Annotated in this window: 22 protein-coding genes; 13 read left to right on the top strand and 9 right to left on the bottom strand. The window is 60.1% G+C overall.

Translation table 11 applies throughout. The features are described from left to right. Positions 1-14 precede the first annotated feature (14 nt). The 4 genes from V3W39_RS08810 to V3W39_RS08795 all read left to right on the top strand — a co-directional run bounded on the left by V3W39_RS08810 (position 15) and on the right by V3W39_RS08795 (position 4,615). Entirely contained in the window at positions 15-677 is a 663-nt protein-coding gene (locus V3W39_RS08810; protein WP_177079188.1) for a DUF1120 domain-containing protein, read from the top strand. A gap of 123 nt (positions 678-800) precedes the next feature. Next, positions 801-1,517 carry a fimbria/pilus chaperone family protein gene (locus V3W39_RS08805; RefSeq protein WP_330212507.1) on the top strand — a complete coding sequence of 239 codons (717 nt, stop codon included), beginning with the start codon at positions 801-803 and terminating at the stop codon, positions 1,515-1,517. Positions 1,518-1,557: 40 nt separating this feature from the next. Further along, positions 1,558-4,047 carry a fimbria/pilus outer membrane usher protein gene (locus V3W39_RS08800; protein ID WP_330212611.1) on the top strand — a complete coding sequence of 830 codons (2,490 nt, stop codon included), beginning with the start codon at positions 1,558-1,560 and terminating at the stop codon, positions 4,045-4,047. Continuing rightward, positions 3,998-4,615, top strand: coding sequence for a hypothetical protein (locus V3W39_RS08795; RefSeq protein WP_177119998.1), 618 nt, complete (start codon positions 3,998-4,000; stop codon positions 4,613-4,615). The genes V3W39_RS08800 and V3W39_RS08795 overlap by 50 nt, the downstream gene beginning before the upstream one ends. A gap of 4 nt (positions 4,616-4,619) precedes the next feature. Here the strand turns inward: V3W39_RS08795 and V3W39_RS08790 are convergent, their stop codons facing one another. Genes V3W39_RS08790 through V3W39_RS08775 form a run of 4 tightly spaced genes read right to left on the bottom strand, consistent with a single transcriptional unit; the run spans position 4,620 to position 7,466 of the window. Beyond that, the gene (locus V3W39_RS08790; protein ID WP_177043776.1) at positions 4,620-5,357 is read right to left on the bottom strand and encodes an amino acid ABC transporter ATP-binding protein; all 738 of its coding nucleotides are present in this window, start codon (positions 5,355-5,357) and stop codon (positions 4,620-4,622) included. Continuing rightward, positions 5,344-5,994, bottom strand: coding sequence for an amino acid ABC transporter permease (locus V3W39_RS08785; protein WP_177043777.1), 651 nt, complete (start codon positions 5,992-5,994; stop codon positions 5,344-5,346). Before V3W39_RS08785 ends, V3W39_RS08790 begins: the two co-directional genes overlap by 14 nt. Continuing rightward, positions 5,991-6,659 carry an amino acid ABC transporter permease gene (locus V3W39_RS08780; RefSeq protein ID WP_003213995.1) on the bottom strand — a complete coding sequence of 223 codons (669 nt, stop codon included), beginning with the start codon at positions 6,657-6,659 and terminating at the stop codon, positions 5,991-5,993. The genes V3W39_RS08785 and V3W39_RS08780 overlap by 4 nt, the downstream gene beginning before the upstream one ends. A 21-nt stretch (positions 6,660-6,680) precedes the next feature. Then, the gene (locus V3W39_RS08775; RefSeq protein WP_017476630.1) at positions 6,681-7,466 is read right to left on the bottom strand and encodes a transporter substrate-binding domain-containing protein; all 786 of its coding nucleotides are present in this window, start codon (positions 7,464-7,466) and stop codon (positions 6,681-6,683) included. 254 nt (positions 7,467-7,720) lie between these two features. On the opposite strand from V3W39_RS08775, the gene V3W39_RS08770 reads away from it, so the two are divergent. From V3W39_RS08770 to V3W39_RS08745, 6 genes are all read left to right on the top strand, one after another. Continuing rightward, positions 7,721-8,416, top strand: coding sequence for a FadR/GntR family transcriptional regulator (locus V3W39_RS08770; RefSeq protein WP_177043778.1), 696 nt, complete (start codon positions 7,721-7,723; stop codon positions 8,414-8,416). Between the two features lie 121 nt (positions 8,417-8,537). Next, the gene (gene trxA, locus V3W39_RS08765) at positions 8,538-8,867 is read left to right on the top strand and encodes a thioredoxin TrxA (protein WP_003213989.1); all 330 of its coding nucleotides are present in this window, start codon (positions 8,538-8,540) and stop codon (positions 8,865-8,867) included. A 234-nt stretch (positions 8,868-9,101) separates the two neighbouring features. Then, positions 9,102-10,361 carry a transcription termination factor Rho gene (gene rho / locus V3W39_RS08760; RefSeq protein WP_008438874.1) on the top strand — a complete coding sequence of 420 codons (1,260 nt, stop codon included), beginning with the start codon at positions 9,102-9,104 and terminating at the stop codon, positions 10,359-10,361. Between the two features lie 155 nt (positions 10,362-10,516). Next, positions 10,517-12,502, top strand: coding sequence for an acyltransferase family protein (locus V3W39_RS08755; RefSeq protein WP_177043779.1), 1,986 nt, complete (start codon positions 10,517-10,519; stop codon positions 12,500-12,502). 89 nt (positions 12,503-12,591) lie between these two features. Continuing rightward, positions 12,592-14,058, top strand: coding sequence for a 4-hydroxy-3-polyprenylbenzoate decarboxylase (ubiD, locus tag V3W39_RS08750; protein ID WP_177128922.1), 1,467 nt, complete (start codon positions 12,592-12,594; stop codon positions 14,056-14,058). Further along, positions 14,058-15,026 carry a CDP-6-deoxy-delta-3,4-glucoseen reductase gene (locus V3W39_RS08745; protein WP_330212506.1) on the top strand — a complete coding sequence of 323 codons (969 nt, stop codon included), beginning with the start codon at positions 14,058-14,060 and terminating at the stop codon, positions 15,024-15,026. Before ubiD ends, V3W39_RS08745 begins: the two co-directional genes overlap by 1 nt. Here V3W39_RS08745 and V3W39_RS08740 read toward each other — a convergent pair. After that, positions 15,023-15,499 carry a sn-glycerol-3-phosphate transporter gene (locus V3W39_RS08740; protein ID WP_177079194.1) on the bottom strand — a complete coding sequence of 159 codons (477 nt, stop codon included), beginning with the start codon at positions 15,497-15,499 and terminating at the stop codon, positions 15,023-15,025. The two genes, V3W39_RS08745 and V3W39_RS08740, sit on opposite strands and share 4 nt — an antisense overlap. Positions 15,500-15,826: 327 nt before the next feature. Between V3W39_RS08740 and V3W39_RS08735 the strand changes: the two genes are divergently transcribed. Next, positions 15,827-18,220, top strand: a complete 2,394-nt coding sequence (locus V3W39_RS08735) for a TonB-dependent receptor plug domain-containing protein (protein WP_177043782.1) — start codon at positions 15,827-15,829, stop codon at positions 18,218-18,220. A gap of 40 nt (positions 18,221-18,260) precedes the next feature. Next, on the top strand, positions 18,261-18,914 hold the full coding sequence (locus tag V3W39_RS08730) for a gamma-glutamylcyclotransferase (RefSeq protein ID WP_177043783.1): 654 nt from the start codon (positions 18,261-18,263) through the stop codon (positions 18,912-18,914). Here the strand turns inward: V3W39_RS08730 and glpT are convergent. From glpT to V3W39_RS08715, 3 genes are all read right to left on the bottom strand, one after another. After that, the gene (glpT, locus tag V3W39_RS08725) at positions 18,911-20,248 is read right to left on the bottom strand and encodes a glycerol-3-phosphate transporter (RefSeq protein ID WP_088422139.1); all 1,338 of its coding nucleotides are present in this window, start codon (positions 20,246-20,248) and stop codon (positions 18,911-18,913) included. The genes V3W39_RS08730 and glpT overlap by 4 nt on opposite strands. Positions 20,249-20,468: 220 nt before the next feature. Continuing rightward, positions 20,469-21,086: a flagellar basal body-associated protein FliL gene (locus V3W39_RS08720; protein WP_177043784.1), complete on the bottom strand. Its 618-nt coding sequence runs from the start codon at positions 21,084-21,086 to the stop codon at positions 20,469-20,471. Positions 21,087-21,161: 75 nt separating this feature from the next. Next, on the bottom strand, positions 21,162-22,139 hold the full coding sequence (locus V3W39_RS08715; RefSeq protein ID WP_330212505.1) for an NADPH:quinone oxidoreductase family protein: 978 nt from the start codon (positions 22,137-22,139) through the stop codon (positions 21,162-21,164). A 149-nt stretch (positions 22,140-22,288) separates the two neighbouring features. Between V3W39_RS08715 and V3W39_RS08710 the strand changes: the two genes are divergently transcribed. After that, complete coding sequence (locus V3W39_RS08710; RefSeq protein ID WP_177043786.1) at positions 22,289-22,696, top strand: flagellar basal body-associated protein FliL; 408 nt, start codon at positions 22,289-22,291, stop codon at positions 22,694-22,696. Positions 22,697-22,855: 159 nt separating this feature from the next. On the opposite strand, the gene V3W39_RS08705 is transcribed toward V3W39_RS08710, so the two are convergent. Next, positions 22,856-23,974 carry an ABC transporter permease gene (locus tag V3W39_RS08705; protein WP_177112415.1) on the bottom strand — a complete coding sequence of 373 codons (1,119 nt, stop codon included), beginning with the start codon at positions 23,972-23,974 and terminating at the stop codon, positions 22,856-22,858. Between the last annotated feature and the right edge of the window lies 1 nt (position 23,975).

Here is a 23,975-nt window from a genome sequence, read left to right as displayed (position 1 = left end):
GTGACAGGATGAACATGAAAAAACAATTTGGTTTGGCAATAGGTATTGTGTGCTTGGCGGCCAGTATGGGTGCTCAAGCAGATACAAGTGGCTCCGGGAACCTGAGGGTTATCGGCACCATTAAGCCAGCGGCCTGCACGGTAGGCCTCGGCGCCAGTGGCGGCACTGTTGATTACGGTACGATCAATGCGTCGAGCATCCCGCCATCCTCTTTTCTTCCCCTGCAAGAAAAGACGCTACCCCTGACCGTCAACTGTGGAACGGCTGCTGCTCAGATGGCACTGTCCGTTACGGACTCGCAGGCAACCAGTACAGTGGCCGGTATTCTGGGAACCGGCTTTCCGGAGAGCCAGAATTTTGGCCTGGGCATGGTCGGGACCAACCGTACCGGCGGGTATTCGGTCAGGCTGTCCAATTTGACCAGCGCGGGCACCGCCCTGTATCCGCTTAAAAGGGCCAGTTCAAGTGGCGCGTGGGTGTACAGCAGCGATGGCAGGGTAGACAAGCAGCCTTACCAGCACTCCTGGAGCCGTAATACCAGCCCCACTCCAGCCTCGGTCACTTCAGTTACCGGCACCCTCGTAGTCAGGGCCGTTATCAATCGTGGCAGTGCGTTGGACCTTAGTAGAGATATTCCGTTGAATGGACTTGCCACTTTGGTGGTGACTCGGATCTAACGATATAAACACGACCAGCATTTGGCATGTGGACATGCGCCACAGCTTTGTGCTGGTTGTTTATGCGCCTAAATGTGCTTCGTAGTTATCAACGGTGCTTTATTTGTTTGCGGGTAGAGTTTGATGAGTCGTCTTTTAAACACGGTTATTACCCTGTTCTCGTGTGCGAGCCTTTCTTTTTTTGTTAGTTGCGGTGTGATGGCAGACGGAATGGAGCCCGAGACGTCTGTCGTTATTGTTTATGAAGAAAATGGCGAGGCAACCATCAATATAAAAAACACGGACGCTGCTCCGGCGTTACTTCACTCGGTCATTCAGAACGTTCCGGAAGACTTGGCGCCGCTGTTGATCGTTACGCCACCTATCGCCCGTGTCGAGCCTGGCGAAACACAACTCGTGCGGTTTATCAGTACCCTGAAGGAGCCGCTCAAGACTCAGCGTTTGAAGCGTGTCACCTTTGAAGGGATTCCACAGGCCCGGGCAGAAGGGCGCGCGACAATTGGCATTACCATTCGACAGGATTTGCCGTTGATCCTGCACCCCAAAGGCTTGCCACGGAATCAAGAGCCATGGAAGTTGCTGAAGTGGAAGCTGCGGGGCGATCGGCTGACGGTTCATAACGACAGTGCTTACGTGGTTCGGATGGGACTGGAGGTGCACCTCCTGCCGTCAAGGCACCCGGCGATATTGCCGCGTACTTATATCCTGCCGGGCGAGGTGTTATCGACCAGCATCGAAGGGGCGGTGGCCCAGGTCAGTGGTATTGAAATTCAGCCGGCGACCGTTTACGGCTATTCGGCGACCGCCTACGAAGCCTCCGTTGTAGTCGAGGCGGGCTGATCGGTCTATGAGAGTCGCTACCCATGCAAACTGTTTGGACCTGTCTGTACTGCCTGCGCGAACCTCGGTTTCCCGGGCTTGCGGTTCTGGAATCTTTATCGGCCTGGCAACGCTGTGGAGCGTTCCGGCACAGGCGCTTGAGTTGGGGGAGGGCTTTGATCTCGCCGTTTTGTCGGCGAACGGAATCGACCCGAAGGTGGCCCACTACTTTCGCAGCGCAGCGCGATTCCGCGAGGGCGCTCATGTGGTAGGGCTGCAGGTCAACGGTAACTCATTAGGCCTGGTGGAGGCGCGCTTCGACTACCAGGGACAGCTGTGTTTTACCCCGGGACTTTTGGAAAAAGCCGGTTTAAGGGTGCCAGTCGCCGTCATCCGACAGGGCACTGCTCCCGATCAGGCGTGTCATGACTTTCTTGGCGAGTACCCCGCGACGATCGTCAGGTTGCGTCCCGGGAGCGATGAGGTCTTGCTGGTCGTGCCCACTCAGTCAATACGTGATCCCGAGTGGGAAGCCGGGAGTTTTTCCCGGGGCGGATCAGCAGCCTTGTTCAATTACGATGTTCAGGGGTTCGAGGACCGCTTCGAAAGCGGCTCTTCGCGCTCCGTTTCCGCCTACACCGAGGCGGGATTCAACATCGGGAACTGGATTGTTCGCAGCCGCCAGTTCTATGTCTCCGACAATGGCAAGAGCAGTACCGAGCATGTGAATGCGTACGCCCAACGCGATTTCGTATCCCTGAAGTCAACGTTCCAGGTCGGGCAGATTTCCAGCAACAATCCGTTGTTCGGTGGGTTACAGATGTCTGGTTTCCAGCTCTCACCCGATGGCCAGTCGCGCAGTCCGGGTGGTGGCAGCCGTGTGGTGGTCGAAGGATTGGCCCAAAACCCGTCCCGGGTTGAGGTGCGCCAGGCTGGGGTGCTGATCCATACGACACTGGTGCCGGAAGGCCCGTTCGCCTTGAGCGGGTTACCACTGCTCAATGGCACCAGTGATCTTGAGGTCAGTGTCATTGGTACCCGCGGCGGTAGACATAGCTTCACCGTACCCGCTGCGTCCTTTGCGAGTGGGGTACCGGTAGTGCCCGGTTATTACTTCTCCTTGGGTAAGGTGCGTGGGGCAACGCAGGATGCAGGGGAGTCGCCGGTCGTAGCGATGGGAAGCGGGACTTGGGGCATGGGGCGGGACTCGTCATTGGGCTTCGGCCTGCTGAGTACCGACGAATACCAGGCGGCGGGGGGAGTGTTGAGCAGTGTATTTTTCCAGCGCCTTTCGCTTGGCGTGCGCCAGAACCTGTCACGCGATGGCCAGGGTGATGTTAGCGGGGCTCGCAGTTCCATTTCCGTGGGCAGTCCGCTGGTTGCCGGCATTGAAATGAGCTTGAGTGCCACTACCCAGACGCGGGGCTATCGGGAGGTACTGGAAGCGGGGCAATCGACGCGTAATGACCTGTTGGATACCCGTTTCAAGAATCAATACACGCTGGGTTTGAGCTGGGCAGATCGGTCCTTGGGAGGCTTCTCCGTCAGCTACTCTCGCAACTCACAATTTGATGGTCAATCGGCCGAGCACGTATTTGCCTCATGGAATCAGGCATTCAATGGCACCCAGGTGGCATTGATTGCGGACTCCCGGGTGGGCGGCTCTCGGCCGCGCAAGATCAAAAACACCCAGCGTGATGAGCGCAGTGATGTGTCCGACAAGGGGCTTTCGCTTCGGTTGCAGGTCACGGTGCCGTTTGGTGGGGATCGCCGTGTCACGTCTTATGCCAGTCGGCGTGGTGACAGGGTCGATCTTGGAACCGCGTTCAGTGATCGGATCAACGATTACGTGAACTATGAAGTAGGTGTTGCACGTGAGCAGGCAAGCGGTACGGAGTCTGTTCAAGCCCGTGTGAATGCGATGCCGCGTTACACCCAGCTTGGGTTAGGCGTGCAGCGTGACTCATTGGGCACCGGTTACACCGGTCAATTGCAAGGCGGCGTGGTGGCTCACGAGCGGGGCATGACGTTCTCGCCCTACGCCATCCAGGACACCTTTGGAATCGTCTCGGTGGGCGATGTCGGGGCGGCCAAGATTTCGACGCCGCAGGGTCCCGTTTGGACCGATTATCGGGGGCAGGCGGTGATCGCAGGCCTGCCTGCCTATCACCGCAGCCAGGTTGAAGTGCAAACCCAATCCCTGCCCAAGCGCGTTGATCTGAAAAACGGTACCAAGGTCCTTTCTGCCGGACGCGGCTCTTTCAATACGGTCGATTTTGAGGTGGTGAAAGTGCGACGTTTATTACTTGAGGTTCGTGACGAGCATGGACACCCTTTGCCGCAAGGGGCCTCGGTATTCGACAGCAACAATGCTTTCCTGACCAGCGTAGTGGGCGAGGGCGCAGTTTTTCTAAACAGCCTGGATGAGTCCCGCACGCTGAGTATCTCCTTGCCGGACTCAACCACCTGCGAGTTGCAACTGAACCTTGAGCCTGAATCCAATGACGACAAATTCTACGAAACAGCTTCGGCAATCTGCCGTGCCCGGTGAGCCAGCGAAGTGTTTTGAATGGGGACGCTTGCGTTACGGGCTTTTCCTCTATGTGCTGCTTTTTGTGGTGATGTTGGCCAATGAGGCCCGGGCCGATAACTGTCGTGTGTCCTTGAGTCAGCCTCGGGTTGATTACGGCTTGATCCGCCGAGCCGAGCGGTTGGATATGCCGGCCGGTCAGCCGCAGCTCGCTCTGGGCAAGCGCACCCTGCGCCTGAGCATTGCCTGTGAGGAACCGGTATCCATGGCGCTGCGGTTTACGGGCATACCCGCTGGCGCACAGGGGTTTCGGTTTGGGCGCCAGGGGCATTTCACCCTGAGTCTGCAATCCGCTCAAGTCGATGGAAAAGCCGTTGAACTGGCGATGTCACGCTTGCCAGGCGAGCCCGCGACCGGGCAATTGTTGCCAGGCCATGCGCTTGTTGCACAGGCGGCCGGTATGCCTGTGCAGGGGCGCCGCTTTACTGCCGTGGTCAACGTCGAGACCTTCCTGCCTGCCTTACAGGCAGTAAGGGATGAGACGATATTTGAAGGGCAGGGAGGTTTTGAGTGGGCTCCTGGGGCCTGATGTGTCAGGCCGTGTGCTCCACTGAGCCAATAAAATTGGCCAGCTCGGCCGTCTGCGGGTTGGCAAACAGGACTTTCGGGTCGCCGACTTCGTGCACCTTGCCCTGGTGCATGAACACCAGTTTGTCACCCACTTCCCGGGCAAACCGCATCTCATGGGTGACCATTATCAGGGTCATGCCATCCTTGGCCAATTGGCGCACCACGCTGAGCACTTCGTTGACCAACTCCGGGTCCAGGGCCGAGGTGATTTCATCGCACAGCAACACCTTGGGCGACATCGCCAGTGCCCGGGCAATGGCTACACGCTGCTGCTGCCCGCCGGACAGGCGATCGGGAAAGGCGTCGAACTTCTCCCCCAGTCCCACCCGCTCGAGCATCTGCCGCGCCAGTTGCGCGGCCTTGGCCCTGGGTACTTTCTGCACCACTTGCGGAGCTAGCATGACGTTCTCCCCCACGGTCAGGTGCGGGAACAGGTTGAACTGCTGGAACACCATGCCGACCTTCTGGCGCAAGGTACGCAGGTCGGCACGGGCGGCATCGAGGTATTCACCGTCGACTTCGATCACTCCGTCGTTGATCGATTCCAGGCCATTGAGGGTGCGCAGCAAGGTGGATTTACCCGAGCCGCTGCGGCCGATGATCGCCACCACCTGGCCTTCTTCGACACTCAGGTCGATGCCCTTGAGTACGTGGTGATCGCCGTAATACTTATGCAGGGCGGAAATTCTAAGCAGAGGCATGCAGTCTCCTTTCCAGGTAGCGCGCACTGAGGGACAACGGGTAGCAGAGCAGGAAGTAACCCAGCGCCACCAGGCCATAGACCATGAAGGGTTCGAAGGTAGCGTTGGCGAGCATGCCGCCGGTTTTGGTCAGCTCGGTAAAACCGATAATCGAGGTCACGGCGGTGCCTTTGACCACTTGCACCGAGAAACCCACGGTTGGCGCCACGGCAATGCGCAGGGCCTGGGGCAGGATCACGTAGCGCAATTGCTCGAGCGGGTTGAGGGCCAGGCTCGCGGACGCCTCCCATTGCCCGTGGGCGATGGAGTCGACGCAGCCGCGCCAGATCTCGGCCAGGTAGGCGCTGGTAAACAGGGTCAAGGCAATCGCCGCCGCCAGCCAGGGTGAAATGTCCACCCCAAGCAAGGCGACACCGAAAAACACCAGGAACAACTGCATCAACAGCGGCGTGCCCTGGAACAGTTCAATGTAGGTACGGGCGAGGTTGCGCGGGAACGCTTTGCGGCTGATGCGCATCGTCATCACCAGCAAACCGATCACGCCGCCGCCAATAAACGCCACCAGCGACAACAACAACGTCCACTGCAAACCGGTGAGCAGGTTGCGCACGATGTCCCAGAAGGAAAAATCACTCATCGGGCGTTCCTCATCACGTAGCGTCGACCGATCCAGTTCAGCAGTTGGCGGATCATCAGCGCCATGCACAGGTAGACCAAGGTCGTCAGCGCGTAGGTTTCAAACGCGCGGAAGTTGCGCGACTGGATAAAGTTGGCGGCAAAGCTCAGCTCTTCAGTAGCGATCTGTGAGCAGACCGCCGAACCGAGCATCACGATGATGATCTGGCTGCTCAGGGCGGGCCAGACCTTGCCCAGCGCCGGCAGCAACACCACATGGCGGAACGCCTCGAAACGCGTCATCGCCAGTGCGGCCGCTGCTTCCAGTTGGCCGCGAGGGATCGCCTGGATCCCGGCGCGGATGATCTCTGTGGAGTAAGCCCCCAGGTTGATCACCATCGCCAGCACAGCTGCTTGCCATTCGGTGATTTTCAGTCCGAGGGACGGCAGGCCGAAGAAGATGAAAAACAACTGCACCAGGAACGGCGTGTTGCGGATCAACTCGACATACACCCCGAAGATCCAGCTGAAGGGCTGGATCTTCCACGCCCGCACCACGGCGCCAACGATTCCCAGCGCCACCCCCAGCACCGCGCCGATGGCGGTCAGCTCAAGGGTGAACAGCGCGCCGCGCAGCAACAGATCGGTATTGGCCAGCACCGGCACAAAGTCGAATTGATAGGCCATGTGTAACCCTCGTTACCGCGATCAGAGATCAGCCGGCAGCGGCTCTTTGAGCCACTGCATTGCATTCTTTTCCAGGCTGCCGTCGGCCTTGGCCGCGACCAGGATCTGGTTGACCTTGTCCAGCAGCGCCGGCTCGTTCTTGTTCACGCCCACGTACACCGGCGAGTCCTTGAGCTTCACTTTCAGTGCAGGTACGCGCTTGGGATTGCGCTCGCTGATGGCCACCATCACCACGTTGCCGCTGGCAATCAGGTCCACCTGGCCGGCCAGGTAGGCGGCGATGGTCGAGTTGTTGTCCTCAAAACGTTTGATCGTGGCTTCCTTCGGGGCAACGGCAGTCAGCTCGATGTCCTCGATGGCGCCACGGGTCACGCTGATGGTTTTGCCCTTGAGGTCGTCAACGGTGCTGATCGGCGCATCCGGCGGGCCGAATACGGCGAGGTAGAACGGCGCGTAGGCCTTGGAGAAGTCGATGACCTTCTCGCGCTCGGGGTTCTTGCCCAGGCTGGAAATCACCAGGTCGACCTTGCCGGTGGTGAGGAACGGAATGCGGTTGGTGCTGTTGACCGGGGTCAGTTCAAGTTTGACCTTGAGCTGGTCGGCCAGCAGTTTTGCGGTGTCGATGTCCAGGCCACGGGGCTTCATGTCGGGGCCTACCGAGCCGAACGGTGGGAAATCCTGAGGTACGGCCACCTTGAGGGTGCCACGGGCGACGATATCGTCCAGACCGTTGGCCTGGGCGGGCGCCTGGCTCAGCATCAGGCTGGCAAACAGGGCAGTGAGCAGGGCGCTGCAACGCTTGGTCATGGCAACTCTCCGAAAAGGACGAAAGGATTTTCTGAGTTTCGCCAGTGCACAGCCCATGCCAGCACTGCCTTAATGACCGCAGAGGCCGGTAGTCATTGAGTTCTGGCGGTCTTACTGGTCTGAACAGTTGCTGCGCTTTCTGCACCCTTTTCGAGCGTCGCCAAAAACCCGCGAGCCCCTTTGGGGCGTGGCTTGCCGGGCGCCGTGAATAGCTTTACAACTAGCTGCTCAGTTGACTGGAAACTTGAGTTTTTATGAATTCCATCGCCCAAGCCGTACCGGAAGTGGCGCTACAGGCCATCCGCAAATTGATCGCTGACGAGGGCTTCGGGCCGGGCGATGCATTGCCCTCCCAGCGCGATTTGGCGCTGCAATTGGGCGTGAGCCGGGCCTCGTTGCGTGAAGCCTTGTCATCCCTCAGTGCCTTGGGCGTGGTGAGTGTGCAGCCGGGCAAGGGTGTGTTCGTCCAGGCGGCTGAAGAGCCCCCGGGTTTGGCCTGGCCGTTTACGGCGCAGGCGACGCCGCTGGATATTTTTCAGCTGCGCTACGCCCTGGAAGGCTTTGCGGCGGGGCTGGCAGCCGTGACGTTGACCACCGGGGAGCTGGACATCCTGGAAGATAATGTCGAGGCGATGCGCAAGGAGCTCAAGGCCTTGGACTTTGAAGCGGCGGCGCGGCTGGACTTCGAATTCCACCAGCGCATCCTGCTGGCCAGCGGCAATCAGGCGATGGTGAGCATCCTCAGTGCCAGTGCCGAGGTGTTCCTGGAGAGTCAGAAGCTACCGTTCATCCGGCCGGAACGGGCCATGGAGACCTGGCAGGAGCACCGCAAGATCCTCCGTGCACTGGCCCGGCGCGCCAGCGGGGCGGCGCAGAAAAGCATGCAGGAGCACGTACGTAACGCCGCGCTGCGCACCGGCATTGCCTTCATCACTCCCGTGACCCCTTGAGTTGGGCTATACCCAAACTCATGCGCCATCATAGGAAGAGTCAATCAGCTGCGGCTTCCTGAACGCGGGAAGGGCGGCTATGATGGGCAACGTTTTTTTTGCTTACAACCCGGAGACATCCATGAGCAACGATCTTATCAAGCACGTCACCGACGCGACCTTTGAGGCCGAAGTACTGAAGGCCCAGGGCCCGGTGCTGGTTGACTACTGGGCTGAGTGGTGCGGTCCTTGCAAAATGATCGCTCCGGTCCTGGACGACATTGCTACCACTTATGAAGGCAAGCTGACCATCGCCAAGCTGAACATCGACGACAACCAGGAAACCCCGGCCAAGCACGGCGTGCGTGGTATCCCGACCCTGATGCTGTTCAAGAACGGCAACGTCGAAGCCACCAAGGTCGGCGCGCTGTCGAAGTCCCAGCTGCAAGCTTTCCTCGACGCCAACATCTAAGCGTCCTCAAAAAGCCCCGCAAATTGCGGGGCTTTTTCGTGAAACAGGGCTAGACGCTCTGAAACTCAGGTGGTACATTCGGCCCCGCACTGGTTTCTCCACTGCCCCCTGCAAGCCGTCGCCGACGCTCTCCTTTTCGATTAGTACGCGATCCTGTCGCCTTCTCTGCGGCGCGGCCTCATTAAGCCAAAAGCTTAATTTCCCCCCCTCCATAAATGATTACGTCATTCCTATATGAATCTGACTGAACTCAAGCAAAAGCCGATTACCGAACTGCTCGAATTGGCCGAACAGATGGGCATAGAAAATATGGCCCGTTCGCGCAAGCAGGACGTGATTTTCTCCCTGCTGAAAAAGCACGCGAAAAGCGGCGAGGAAATCTCCGGTGATGGCGTGCTGGAGATTCTCCAGGACGGCTTCGGCTTCCTCCGCTCTGCAGACGCCTCCTATCTTGCCGGCCCAGACGATATCTACGTCTCGCCGAGCCAGATCCGTCGCTTCAATTTGCGCACCGGTGACACCATCGTTGGCAAGATCCGCCCTCCAAAGGAAGGCGAGCGTTATTTCGCCCTGCTCAAGGTCGACACGATCAACTACGATCGTCCCGAGAACGCGAAAAACAAGATTCTCTTCGAGAACCTGACCCCGCTGTTCCCGACCGTGCGCATGAAGATGGAAGCCGGCAACGGTTCCACCGAAGACTTGACCGGTCGTGTCATCGACCTGTGCGCCCCGATCGGTAAAGGCCAGCGCGGCCTGATCGTTGCGCCGCCGAAAGCCGGTAAGACCATCATGCTGCAGAACATCGCAGCGAACATCGCCCGTAACAACCCTGAAGTTCACCTGATCGTGCTGCTGATCGATGAGCGTCCGGAAGAAGTGACCGAAATGCAGCGCACCGTGCGCGGCGAAGTGGTTGCCTCGACGTTCGATGAGCCGCCAACCCGCCACGTGCAGGTTGCCGAAATGGTGATCGAGAAGGCCAAGCGCCTGGTCGAACACAAGAAAGACGTGGTGATCCTGCTCGACTCCATCACCCGTCTGGCCCGTGCCTACAACACCGTGATCCCGAGCTCCGGCAAAGTGCTCACCGGTGGTGTAGATGCCCACGCCCTGGAGAAACCGAAACGTTTCTTCGGCGCTGCGCGCAACATCGAAGAAGGCGGCTCGCTGACCATCATCGCCACCGCGCTGGTTGAAACCGGCTCGAAGATGGATGAAGTGATCTACGAAGAGTTTAAAGGTACCGGTAACATGGAACTGCCTTTGGACCGTCGTATCGCTGAGAAGCGTGTGTTCCCGGCCATCAACATCAACCGTTCCGGCACACGCCGCGAAGAGTTGCTGACCGCCGACGACGAACTGCAGCGTATGTGGATCCTGCGCAAGCTGCTGCACCCGATGGACGAAGTTGCAGCCATCGAGTTCCTGATCGACAAGCTGAAAACCACCAAGACCAACGACGAGTTCTTCTTGTCGATGAAGCGCAAGTAACACGACGCTTCAGGTCCAAAAGAATGGCGCCCCACGGGGCGTCATTTTTTTTGTGTCAAAAAAGGGAGGTTTGGCGCAAGCGTGTGTCTGTTTAGAGACAAAAGGCGAGCGTGACTGCGCTTGCTGTCAATCTGACCGGGCTAATAACAAGATTTATGACCACTCTCGCTTATCGCAGGGACATTGACGGCCTGCGTGCCATAGCTGTTATCGCGGTTGTGCTGTTTCATTTTGGTGTGCCGGGTTTCACTGGCGGTTTTGTTGGTGTCGACGTTTTTTTCGTGATCTCCGGTTATCTGATCACCTCGATCATCTGGCGCGAACGTCAGGCGGGGCGGTTCAGTTTCATCGAATTCTGGGCCCGACGCGCTCGGCGTATCCTGCCGGCGCTCTTCGTGATGATGCTCGGCACGCTGGCGGTGGGATGGTTTCTGCTGGCGCCCAAGGATTACAGCGAGTTGGGCCGCTCGATGCACAATCAGGTGGTGTTTATCTCCAACCTGTTTTTCATGCGCCAGGATGGCTATTTTGACGTGGCCTCCGACCTCAAGCCATTGCTGCATACCTGGTCGTTGTCAGTTGAAGAGCAGTTCTACATTGTTTTCCCGCTGCTGCTGACGCTGCTGTCGAGCCGGCTCAAACACTGGCGTACAGCGCTGTTCGTGTTGTTGCTGGTGTCTTTCGGGATGAGCGCGTGGGCGGTCGCTCACGCTCCGGAAAGAGCCTTTTTCCTGCTGCAGATGCGTGCCTGGGAGCTGCTGGCCGGTGCCATGCTGGCGGTTATCCCGGCACGCGAGTACCGCGCGAGCCTGGCCTTGGCGCAGGCCGTCAGTCTTGCCGGCCTTGGCCTGATCCTGCTGGCGGTCTTCGCCTATGACCCGAGCACCCCGTTTCCCGGTGCTGCGGCCCTGTTGCCGGTGCTGGGTGTGGTGTGCCTGATCTGGGCCAACGGCCAGCAAGCCACCCTGGCGGGCAAGCTGCTGGGCAGTCGCCTATTGGTGGGGATTGGCCTGATTTCCTACTCCTGGTACCTGTGGCATTGGCCGGTGTATGTGTTCGGCAAGTACGCCAGTGTCGACGGGCTGGGCCCGTGGGAGCTCGGCGCGCTGTTTGGGTTGAGCCTGGTGCTGGGTTATGGATCCTGGCGCTTCGTCGAGGCGCCGTTCCGTGAGCGTCGGTTGTTGGCAGGGCGCAAGCAAATCCTGGTGGTGGCGGGTATCGCGCTGCTTGGGGTGGGGCTGCTCGGCAAAGGACTGGTCTGGACGCAGGGTTTGCCTTGGCGCCTGTCGCCCGAGGCGTTGCAATTTGCCCAGGCGCGCACGTGGAGCCCGGACCTGATGGCCTGCCTGGTAGATGGGGGGAAGAATCGCCACCATGGATTTTGTCATTTCGGCCCTCAGTCGGGCCCGACACGCGCGCTGGTTTGGGGTGATAGTCATGCCACGTCCCTGGTTCCGGCATTGCAAGACGGTGCAAGCAAGTACGGGGTCAGCGTCACCCAGGCGGGTTATGCCGGTTGCCTGCCGTTTAATCGCAAAGAGAGCGTTCCAGGCTGCTTGAGCTTCAACCAGAAGGTCACCCAACTGCTGGGCCAGGAAACCTTTAGCGACGTGGTGCTGGTGGCGCGCTGGAGCCTGTACGTTTATGGGCAGCGCGATGGCGACACCGAGTTCTCGCTGCTGGACCCGAAGACCGGAACCTATGACCGGGCCTTCGCCGAGCAGCGTTTCGACGAAAGCATACGTGCCCTTGTGCAGCAGTTGCGCTCCGGTGGCCATCGGGTGTGGCTGGTCAAGGAAGTCCCCCTGCAGGAGTTCAGTGCGCCTTATCGCCTCAGCCGCCTGGCGATGCTCGGCCGGCCCACCGACAAAGAGGGAATGCCCCTGGCTGAACATCTCCAGCGCCAGGCCTATATCAGCCACGTATTCGAAAAAATCGCTGCTGCTGATCCTGGGGTGAAGGTGCTGGATCCGGCCCCGAAGTTATGCAGTGTGAATGACTGGTGCCGTGTGGAGCTGGGGGGGCAGTCGCTGTACACCGACGACAATCACCTCTCTGCAGTCGGTTCGCGGTATGTCGAGGGGTTCCTTGAACCGTTGTTCAAGGCCTTGAGAGATGAAACCCAGGCATCGGCTCTTTGAGTCGGTGTCGTCGGCAATGCTGCTCAATAAGCTGCCAGCGACCGTAAGAGCAGGTAGGATGTACGCCTATTTTACGGGTGGCATGGTTAATGAAATTCAAGGATCTTCGGGATTTCGTGCAGCAACTTGAGCAGCGCGGAGAGTTGAAACGTATCCAGGTGCCGATTTCCCCGGTGCTGGAAATGACTGAGATTTGCGACCGCACCTTGCGCAACAAGGGCCCGGCGTTGCTGTTCGAAAAACCGGTGGGCTTTGATATCCCGGTGCTCGGCAACCTGTTCGGCACCCCCGATCGCGTGGCGTTTGGCATGGGCGCCGAGTCGGTCAGCGAACTGCGCGAGATCGGCAAGCTGCTGGCCTTCCTCAAGGAGCCCGAGCCACCCAAGGGGCTGAAGGATGCCTGGTCCAAGCTGCCGATCTTCCGCAAGATCATTGCCATGGCCCCCAAGGTCGTCAAAGACGCGGTGTGCCAGGAAGTGGTCATCGAAGGCGATGACGTCGACCTCGGCATGCTGCCCGTACAGACCTGCTGGCCCGGCGACGTCGGCCCGCTGATCACCTGGGGCCTGACCGTCACCAAGGGCCCGAACAAGGACCGCCAGAACCTCGGTATCTACCGTCAGCAAGTGATTGGCCGCAACAAGGTCATCATGCGCTGGCTGAGCCATCGTGGCGGCGCGCTGGATTTCCGTGAGTGGTGCGAAAAGCATCCCGGCCAGCCATTCCCGGTATCCGTGGCCCTGGGCGCCGACCCGGCGACCATCCTTGGCGCCGTGACGCCGGTGCCCGACAGCCTGTCCGAGTACGCCTTCGCCGGCCTGTTGCGTGGCAACCGTACCGAGCTGGTGAAATGCCGCGGCAACGACCTGCAAGTGCCAGCCACCGCCGAAATCATCCTTGAAGGGGTGATTCATCCGGGCGAAATGGCTGATGAAGGCCCTTACGGCGACCACACCGGCTACTACAACGAAGTGGACAGCTTCCCGGTGTTCACCGTGGAGCGCATCACCCACCGGATCAAGCCGATCTACCACAGCACCTACACCGGCCGTCCGCCGGATGAGCCGGCGATCCTCGGCGTGGCGCTGAACGAAGTGTTTGTGCCGATCCTGCAAAAGCAGTTTCCGGAAATCACCGACTTCTACCTGCCGCCCGAAGGCTGCTCGTATCGCATGGCCATCGTGACGATGAAGAAGTCGTACCCGGGCCATGCCAAGCGGGTAATGCTGGGTGTGTGGTCGTTTTTGCGACAGTTCATGTACACCAAGTTCGTTATTGTCACCGACGACGACATCAACGCCCGGGACTGGAACGACGTGATCTGGGCCATCACCACGCGCATGGACCCCAAGCGCGACACGGTGATGATCGACAACACGCCGATCGACTACCTCGACTTCGCCTCGCCGGTATCGGGCCTCGGTTCGAAAATGGGCCTGGATGCCACCCATAAATGGCCGGGTGAAACCACCCGTGAATGGGGCCGCGTGATCGTCAAGGACGAAGCGGTGACTGCCCGTGTCGATGCGCTCTGGAAAGAATTAGGAATAGATTGATGCGTGTAACCCTGCAGCCTTCCGGTGCGGTACTTGAACTGACGCCCGGCGAGCGGATCCTCGAGGGCGCGCGACGCCTGGGCTACGATTGCCCCCAGGCGTGCCGCAATGGCGTGTGCCACGTGTGTGCGGCGCTGTTGGTGGAAGGCCGGGTGCAGCAAGCCGGCGAGGTGCGTGACCATGGCGAGTTCTATACCTGCATTGCCGAACCGCTGGAAGATTGCATCGTGTTGTGGGATGGCGTGCTGGCGCCGGGAGAGTTGCCGGTGCGCAAATTGTCTTGCCAACTGAGTGAGTGCGTTGAAGTGGGCGGTGACGTATGGCGCGTGCGCCTGCGGGCTCCGGCCGGCAAACCGGTGCGCTACCACGCCGGGCAATACCTGATGATCGAGCGGGAAAACGGCGAGAAGTCGGCGTTCTCCCTGGCCTCGGCGCCCCATGCCGGGCGCGAGCTGGAGCTGCACGTACTGGCCCGGGAAGACAGCGCCCGCAGCCTGCTGGAGCAGTTGCAGCGCAACCAGATGGCGCGCATCGAGCTGCCATTTGGCGATACCCACCTGGCGGAATTGCCCGACGGGCCATTGGTGCTGATCGCCGCCGGTACCGGCATGGCGCAGATGCACAGCCTGATCGAACACTGCCGCGCCAGTGGCTTCAAGTACCCGGTTCACCTGTATTGGGGTGTGCGCCGGCCAGAAGATTTCTACGACATCGAGCACTGGGACCAGTGGCTGCAGCTGCCCAACCTGTTCCTGCACAAAGTGGTCAGCGACCTTTGCGGCTGGGAAGGGCGCTGCGGGCTGTTGCATGAAGCGGTGTGCGAAGACATCAGCGACCTCAAGGCCGTGCACGTCTACGCCAGCGGTTCACCGGCAATGATCTATGGCACGCTGGATGCGTTGGTCGACGCCGGCATGGATGCGCACCAGATGCGCGCTGACGTATTTGCCTACGCGCCCCGTCCTTAAAACCTCACCCCGGTTGTCACCATCGCCGCATTGAACCCGAGCAACACCAGCTCGGCGGCGACGGGCCCGTAATGAGTACCCACCGACGGGATGATCACGGGTGCTACCCCCAGCCCATTCAGCGGAATCTTGTCGCGGTACTTGCCGCGATAGCCCTGGATCACGCCCCCCGTCAGCTTCAGGTATACCGGGTAATCGGTCATGTCGTAGCGCTTGCCGGCATAGACGTAGTACGAACGCTGGCTGAACGAGTTGCGAAACGTTGCCCCGCCATACACCAGGCCTGACGCTTCATTGCGTTCCAGGCCGATCAGGTCTTGATGGTTGTTGTGATCCTTGTCCGGCGCAAAGTGCCGGGTGTAGACGCTTGTCTGCGCATACCAGAAGCCTTTCTCGTCCTGGGTCGGTGCTTCGACCGCCAGGGCGGTGGTGGCCTGTGCCAGGAGCAGCAGGCTGGGAAGTCGGTATTTCATGGTGCGACCTCGATAGTCGGTGATTGGGCGGCTAAGTGGGTCGTGACAGATGGCCATTTTGAAGGCTTAAGCCCCGTAAAGGCTGAACGGGCGCTGAAGGTACCGGGCTTGCACGGCTCAATCCTGATGAGCGGACGGGCGGTGCTTATGCATTCGCTTATTCTTTAAAGGTATTTAATTTGTTACATAAATATCATTAAGCTATATGACAACGGACTACCGACTATCTGCCAATAACCAATAAATGACCGCCACCGTCCGCCACACGGATCGATCGTATGAGCTCAGAGCATTGACGTTCTGGCTTTTGATTCCAAGGGGAGCGGTATGGGGAGCAACAAGCAGCACCTGCTGTACACGGCGATTTTGTCGGCTAATTTGCTGACCGCCGTAGGATTCAATCCAGTGGCAGCCGCCGAAGCAGCCACTGCCGATGTACCCAAACTCGATACAGTCATCGTGACCGGCACCCGGGCCCAGGAGCGCACCGCCAGTGCTTCGCTGTCACCCATCGACGTGATTTCCGGCGACACCTTGCGCAGTACCGGCTCTGATGAATTGGGCGCGGTACTGGCCCGCCTGATTCCTTCCATCAACTTCCCGCGTCCAAGCCTGGTAGACGGCGCCGAACTGGTGCGTCCGGCGCAACTGCGCGGCCTGTCGCCGGACCAAGTGTTGGTGCTGGTCAATGGCAAGCGCCGCCACACCAGCGCCTTCGTCAACCTCGGCGGCGCCGTGGGGCGCGGCTCGGCCCCGGCGGATCTGAATGCGATCCCGCTGTCGGCGGTGGACCATATCGAAGTGCTGCGTGACGGCGCCTCCGCCCGTTATGGCTCGGATGCGATTGCCGGGGTGATCAACGTGATCCTCAAGCATGACGACCACGGCGGCTCGATCACCAGCAAGTTCGGCGAGTACAAGAAGGGTGACGGGATCCAGCGCAACCTCAGCGGCAACACCGGTGTGGCGTTGGGGGATAACGGTTTTATCAATATCTCGGCCGAAGGAGCCGACAACGATTACACCAACCGCGCCGGCAAGGATTTGCGGCCGGGCAGCGTCGGTTCTACGACCTATGGCCAGCGCGTGTTCCGCCAGGGCGAACCGGCTACCGACCAGGGCAAGCTGTTTCTCAACTCGGCCTATTCCTTCAGCGACGCGGCTGAGTTCTACGCGTTTGGCGGCTACAGCAAGACCCGCGGCGAGACCGCAGCGTTCTATCGGGCCAGCAACGCGAGCAACAACATTCCTGCTCTCAACCCCAACGGTTACCTGCCGCTGATTCGCGGCGACGTGGAAGACACGTCCCTGGCGGTTGGCCTGCGCGGGTTGTTGGCCTATGACTGGCACTACGATGTGTCGGTCAACTACGGCAAGAACCAGTACCAGATCGGCACCGAAACCATCAACACCTCGCTGGGCCTGGCCACGCCGCGCAAGTTCGACAACGGCACCCTGGTCAATGACCAGAAGCAACTCAGCCTGGACCTGTCGCGGGAATTCAGCCTGGGCTGGTTGCCGTATCCGGTGTCGGTGGCGTTTGGTGGTGAATACCTGGATCAGGGTTATCAAATCAAGGCGGGTGATCCGGCGTCCTACTACCAGACCGGCAGTTCGGGCCTGGGCGGCTTCCGTGATTCAGACGCCGGCACCAGCACGCGGCATAACTGGGCGCAGTACCTGGACCTGGAAACCAACTTCACCGAAAAACTCAGCGCCTCGGCTGCCGTGCGTCACGAGGACTACAGTGATTTTGGCTCCAACGTCAGCGGCTCGCTCTCGGCCCGCTACGACTTCACCCCGCAAGTGGCCTTGCGCGGCAGTGTTTCCAACGGTTTCCGCGCGCCGTCCCTGGCGCAGCAGAACTTCGCCTACACCTCGTCGCAATTGATCGGCAACACCATCCAGGAAGCCGGTACGTTCCCGGCCAACAGCCAGGTGGCACGCCTGTTGGGCGCTGAAGACCTGAAAGCCGAGAAGTCCCGCAACTACAGCCTTGGCCTGGTGCTGGAACCAACTGACAACCTGACTGTGACTGCCGACGTCTACCGTATCGACATCAGCGACCGCATCAGCCTGTCCTCCAACCTGGACCTGAGCAAAAACCCGGCCGCGCTCGCGTACCTGCAGGCCAACGGCGTGGGCAACATCAACTACACCACGGTGCGTTACTTCACTAACGCCACCGACACCACCACTAATGGCATCGACCTGGTGGCCAACTACCGCTACCAGCTGGATAACGGTGTGCGCTGGAACAGCACCGTGGGCTACAACTACAACCACACCAAGGTCACCGACGTAAAAGCCAACCCGGCTGTACTGGATAGCCTGGGCGCCAGCCTGGTTCGGGTGGACCGGCGCGAGCGCATCGGCCTGCTGGGCGACACCACGCCCCAGCACAAGCTGAGCCTGGGCAACGACCTGAGCTTCGGCAATTGGGCGCTGCACAGTAATCTGGTGCGCTATGGTTCATTTACCAGCTACCAGGCAGATCCGACCAACGACCAAAGCTTCAAGGCCGCCTGGCTGTTGGACCTGTCGGCCGACTACAAGCTGAAAAACTGGACCTTCACCGTCGGCGGCGACAACGTCACCGACAAGTACCCGGAAAAGCTCAATGCCTACGCCAGCAGTGGTGGCAATTTGGCCTATAGCACTTTTTCGCCGTACGGTTACAGCGGCGCGTTCTATTACGGTAAAGTTGCTTACAACTGGTAACAGCTTCTCGTAACCACAAAGGAGACCTAAGCGATCTGCCATGACCGCCATTGAATCTGATCTTTTGCAATTGGCTTACCCTCCGCGGCTCGATCTTGGGCCGCAGCTCACTCACGAACAGTTGATGAGTTCGATGCAGGCCACCATGGCCCGGCACAAGGGTGGGCCGGTCTGGCTATTCGCTTACGGTTCGCTGATCTGGCGGCCTGAATGTTCGTCAACCCAACGGATGCGGGCACGGGTCCACGGTTATCACCGGGGCTTGTACCTGTGGTCTCACGAGCATCGGGGCACGCCGGAAATACCGGGGTTGGTGTTTGGCCTGGATCGCGGCGGCTCGTGCAGCGGGTTTGCCTACCGCTTGCCGGAAGATCAACTGGAGGCTTCGCTTTATGCCCTGTGGCAGCGCGAGATGCCTTATCCCTCCTACCGGCCACACTGGCTGACCTGCCGTCTTGAAGATGGCAGCCAGGTGCAGGCATTGGGATTTGTCCTGGAACGGCACCTGCCCAGTTATGCCGGCAACTTGCCCGATATCGTGCTCAATCACGTGCTGCAAAGCGCTTGCGGGCGTTACGGCACTACGCGCGATTATGTCGAGCAGACCGTCAACGCCCTGCGTAGCCACGCCATGCCAGACAAGAATCTGGAGGCGCGGCTCAAGCGGTGTTCCAAAGGCAATGCCTGCGATTAACGTGCGGTACTGACGCTATTGGTGTGCCACAAGGTGGGGATCAGGAACGCAATCGCCAACAGGCACGCGCCGATCAGCAGTACAAAACCGCCGTCCCAGCCGAAATGGTCAACGGTGTAGCCCATGGCCGCACTCGCAGCCACCGAGCCACCCAGGTAACCGAACAAGCCCGTAAAGCCCGCTGCGGTACCGGCGGCTTTCTTCGGTGCCAGTTCCAGCGCCTGCAGGCCGATCAGCATCACCGGGCCGTAGATCAGGAAGCCGATGGAGAACAACGCGATCATGTCGACCATCGGGTTGCCCGGCGGGTTGAGCCAGTAAACCAGGGTCGCCACGGTGACCAATGCCATGAACACAATGCCGGTCAGGCCACGGTTGCCACGGAAGATCTTGTCCGACATCCAGCCGCACAGCAGCGTGCCCGGAATGCCTGCCCACTCGTAGAAGAAGTACGCCCACGAGGTTTTATCCACGTCGAAGTGCTTGGCTTCCTTGAGGTACGTCGGTGCCCAGTCCAGCACGCCGTAGCGCAGCAGGTAGACGAACACGTTGGCGAAGGCGATGTACCACAGCATTTTGTTGCGCAGTACGTACTTGACGAAGATTTCCTTGGCGCTGAATTCGTCTTCGTGGCTGGCGTCGTAGCCTTCCGGGTAATCGTTCTTGTACTGCTCGATAGGCGGCAGGCCCACCGATTGCGGGGTATCGCGCATGGTGATGAAGGCAAACGCCGCCACCAGCAGGGCCACGGTGGCCGGGACGTAGAACGCCGCGTGCCAGTCGTTGAACCAGGCCATGCCCAGCAGGAACAGCGGGCCGATCAGGCCACCGCCGACGTTATGCGCCACGTTCCACACGGAAACCACGCCGCCGCGTTCTTTCTGCGACCACCAGTGCACCATGGTCCGGCCACTTGGCGGCCAGCCCATGCCTTGGGCCCAGCCGTTGATGAACAGCAAAATGAACATCATGGTCACACTGGACGTCGCCCAAGGTGCGAAACCGAAAATGAACATCACCCCGGCGGACACCAGCAAGCCGAAGGGCAGGAAGTAGCGCGGGTTGGACCGGTCGGACACCAGGCCCATGAGGAACTTGGACAGGCCGTAGGCAATCGCGATCGCCGACATCGCCAGGCCCAGCTGGCCACGGGTGTAACCCTCGTCGATCAGGTAGGGCATGGCCAGGGAGAAGTTTTTGCGCAGCAGGTAGTACCCGGCGTAACCGAAGAAAATACCGGCGAAGATCTGCCAGCGCAGGCGTCGGTACGTGCTGTCTATTTTTTCTTCAGGCAGGGGCGCCTGATGTGCGGCAGGACGGAAGAAAGCAAACATTCAAGAGCTCCAGATTTCTTGTTTTGACTGCGGATGCGAATGTTACAGTTTCGTTACCGAAAATAGCACCGCCTCTTATCTGCGGGCATAGGAATTGAGTGCAATTGCATGTTCTTTTACGAACATGTCGCTTAGAGGCAAGTGAGGGGCGTTTTCAGGCGGGAATTTCAAGAACCTGAGGCAAGGGAGCTTGCTCCCTTGCCACAGGCAGCGATCCGGCTCAGCCGCCGTTGGCGGCTGCAATATCGCCTGGAAGCAGGTGTTCCTGGACCTTCTGGCTGCGGGATTCCACCAGTTGGCCCTGGTCGTCGAAGCGCAGCACGATCAGCCAGTCATACACATTTTCCGGCCATTTTTTCATGCCGGTCAGCGCCGGGCCGTCGCCGCCAAAGGCTTCGATCAGCTTGTCGATATGCCCATGGTGCCAGGCGATCAGTACGGTCTGGGCCTGGTTGGACTTGCGCAGCGACTTCACCAGCTTGCCCACTTCATTGTCGGCGTAGGGTGTTTCCAGCGGGAGTTGCAGGCGCTGGGCCAGGGGCGTGAGGGTCAGGCGCGGGCGTGAGCTTTCCTTGCTGTCGCTGGTGGCGATCAGCCGCTGAGGCACCACCGAGATACCGTTCAACAGCAAGGGGTCGAAGTAGCTGGCATAGGCCGCCGCCCTTTGTTCGCCTTTGGGGCTCAGCAACGGGCCGTCATCGGGTTTTTCCGCATGGCGCACGATCAGAACCGTCACATTGCTCAGCCCTCGTACGTCCTTGTCCTCTTTATGGGCAAGGGCTTGGGCCGACACCACCATCAATACTCCCAGGAACAGCGCGCGCAACCGTGTGACCATTATTCTTCCTGCCAATGAGTGAGTGCCTCGGCCGATCATGGGCCCAGGCACCTCGTGGACAAAATGAAACAATGGTCAGCGTAGCTGCACCACGACCTTGCCGACAGCCTTGCGCTGGCCCAGGTCATTGATCGCCTGCGCCGCCTGCTCCAGTGGATACACCTGGGACACCAGCGGCTTCAGCTTGCCCTCGGCAAACCAGCCGAACAGTTGCTGGAAGTTGGCCGCGTTGTCCTGGGGCTGGCGCTGGGCAAACGAGCCCCAGAACACGCCGACCACCGACGCGCCCTTGAGCAGAGCCAGGTTCACCGGCAGCTCGGGAATACGCCCGCTGGCAAAACCCACCACCAGCAGCCGGCCATTCCAGGCGATGCCACGGATGGCCTGGTCAAACAGGTCGCCGCCCACTGGGTCGTAGATCACATCCACACCGTTGCCGCCGGTGAGGCGTTTGATCTCGTCCTTGAGGCTGGCTTCGCTGTAGTTGATCAACTCATCGGCACCGGCGGCCTTGGCCACCGCCAGCTTGTCGGCACTGCTGGCCGCAGCGATCACCCGGGCGCCCATGGCCTTGCCGATTTCCACCGCGGCCAGGCCGACGCCGCCGGAAGCACCGAGCACCAGCAGGGTTTCCCCGGGTTGCAGGTTGGCGCGCTGCTTGAGGGCGTGCATCGAGGTGCCGTAGGTCATGCTGAAGGCGGCGGCGGTGTTGAAGTCCATGCTCGACGGGATCGGCAGCACGTTGTAGCCCGGCACGGCGACCTGCTCGGCGAAGCTGCCCCAGCCGGTCAGCGCCATCACCCGGTCACCGACTTTCAGGTGGCTGACCTTTTCGCCGACCTCGCTGACCACGCCCGCCGCCTCACCGCCCGGTGAAAACGGGAACGGCGGCTTGAACTGGTATTTGCCCTCGATGATCAGCGTGTCCGGGAAATTCACCCCGGCGGCATGCACGTCCAACAGGATTTCGTTCTTCTTGATCGCCGGGCTTTCGACGTCTTCCAGCACCAGGGTTTCGGCGGGGCCGAAGGCTTTGCACAGCACAGCTTTCATCGGACTATTCCTTTTGGCGTGTTGGCCGATAAGTGTAGGTGGGCGGGGCGACGGGTCAACGAGCATGCCCCGGCCTGATAAGCCGCCATAAGCTTGTGCTCAGGGCTGCTAGCGTTATGCTACTGGGCAACCGAATTGAGGAATGAACTGTGAAAGCGTGGATCCTGTTGATGCTGGCCCTGACACTGCCGATGGCAGCCCAGGCCGAAGAAGCCAAAGAAGGCGACGCGCCGAAGGTCAGCTATATCAGCCTGAGCCCGCCGTTCGTCGGTAACTACGGCCTGGACGGCACCGCGAAGCTGCGGGTGTTCAAGGCGGATATCGCCCTGCGGGTGACCGGTCCCGAGGCGGCCGCTGCCGTCAAAGCCAACGATGCGTTGATTCGCAACCAGTTGGTGGCGCTGTTTACCCAGCAGACCAGCGACGCCATGAGCAGCGTCGACGGCAAGGAAAAACTGCGCCAGGAAGCCCTGAAGCAAACCCAGCAAGTGATGAACGACGAAACCGGCAAGCCGGTGGTTGAGGATTTGTTGTTCAACAACCTGATCATCCAGTAACACCACGGAATTGACGTCTGGTAAAAGGGCGCTCCTGTGGCGAGGGAGCTTGCTCCCGCTGGGCTGCGCAGCGGCCCCAAAATCCTGGGAGCGCTTCGCACTGGAGCGCCAGCCCGGTCCAGCGGGAGCAAGCTCCCTCGCCACAAGAGCGCATCGCTCTCAAGAGGCAAGGCTCTTCCTGAATCGCATCAACGCCACCGCAAAAAACAGCAGCCCGATCCCCGCCAGCGCCAGCAAATCCGGCCACACCACGCTCACCCCCGCATCCCGGAACAGAATCGCCGCACTCAAACTCACAAAGTGCGTCGACGGCGAGCCCTGCATTACCCATTGCAACCATTGCGGCATGCTGTCCAGCGGCGTGCTGCCGCCGGACAACAACAGCATCGGGATAATCACCGGGATCGCCAGCAAGCCGAACTGCGGCGTCGAGCGGGCGAGGGTGGCGAGGAAGATACCCAAGGCGGTACTGGCAAACAGGTACAGCGCCGTCACCAGCAAAAACAGAGTCAGCGAGCCGGCCAGCGGCACGCCGAGCAAGCCTTTCACCACCACTTCCAGCGACAGCCAGGTGCACAGCACCACCACCAGCATGTTGCTCCAGATTTTCGCCAGCATGATTTCCAGCGCCGTCAGCGGCAGCACCAGCAGATGGTCGAGGGTGCCATGTTCGCGCTCACGCAGCAGCGCGGTGCCGGTCAGCACGATGGCGAGGATGGTGATGTTGTTGACGATCTGAATCACCGCCAAAAACCAGCCGCCCTCCAGGTTGGTATTGAACAGCGCCCGGGTGGTCAGCAGCGCCGGTGCCTTTTGGGCGGCGTCAGCCTGGTTGCCATAGGTGAGCAACTCCCGCTGGAAAATCCGCCCGATGTACCCGGCGCCCATAAATGCCTGGCTCATGGCCGTGGCATCGACGTTGACCTGCACCGCTGGCTGGCGCCCGGCCAACAGGTCGGCCTGGAAATTCGCCGGCACATTGATCACGAAGGTGTACTGGCCGCTGTCCATCACCTTGTCCAACTGGTCATACGGCAACGGCACCGCTGCCTGGAATTCCGGCGGTTGCAGCGCTTCGGCCAGTTGCCGGGACAGCGCGCTGTGGTCTTCATCCACAAAGGCCACGCTGGCGTTGTGCACGCCGATCACCGAACCGGCGGCAGGCATATAGATGGCGACGGTAAAGGCGTAGAACAGGAACAGCAGCAACACGCTGTCATGGCGCAGGCTGGTCAGTTCCTTGATGCCGAGGCGCAGGATATGGGCGAACTTGTGCATC

This window comes from Pseudomonas sp. Z18(2022) (assembly GCF_036346535.1).
Taxonomy (GTDB): domain Bacteria; phylum Pseudomonadota; class Gammaproteobacteria; order Pseudomonadales; family Pseudomonadaceae; genus Aquipseudomonas; species Aquipseudomonas yamanorum_A.
The sequence above is the reverse complement of the archived record's forward strand: the minus strand, read 5'-3'. Positions and strand labels throughout refer to the sequence as shown.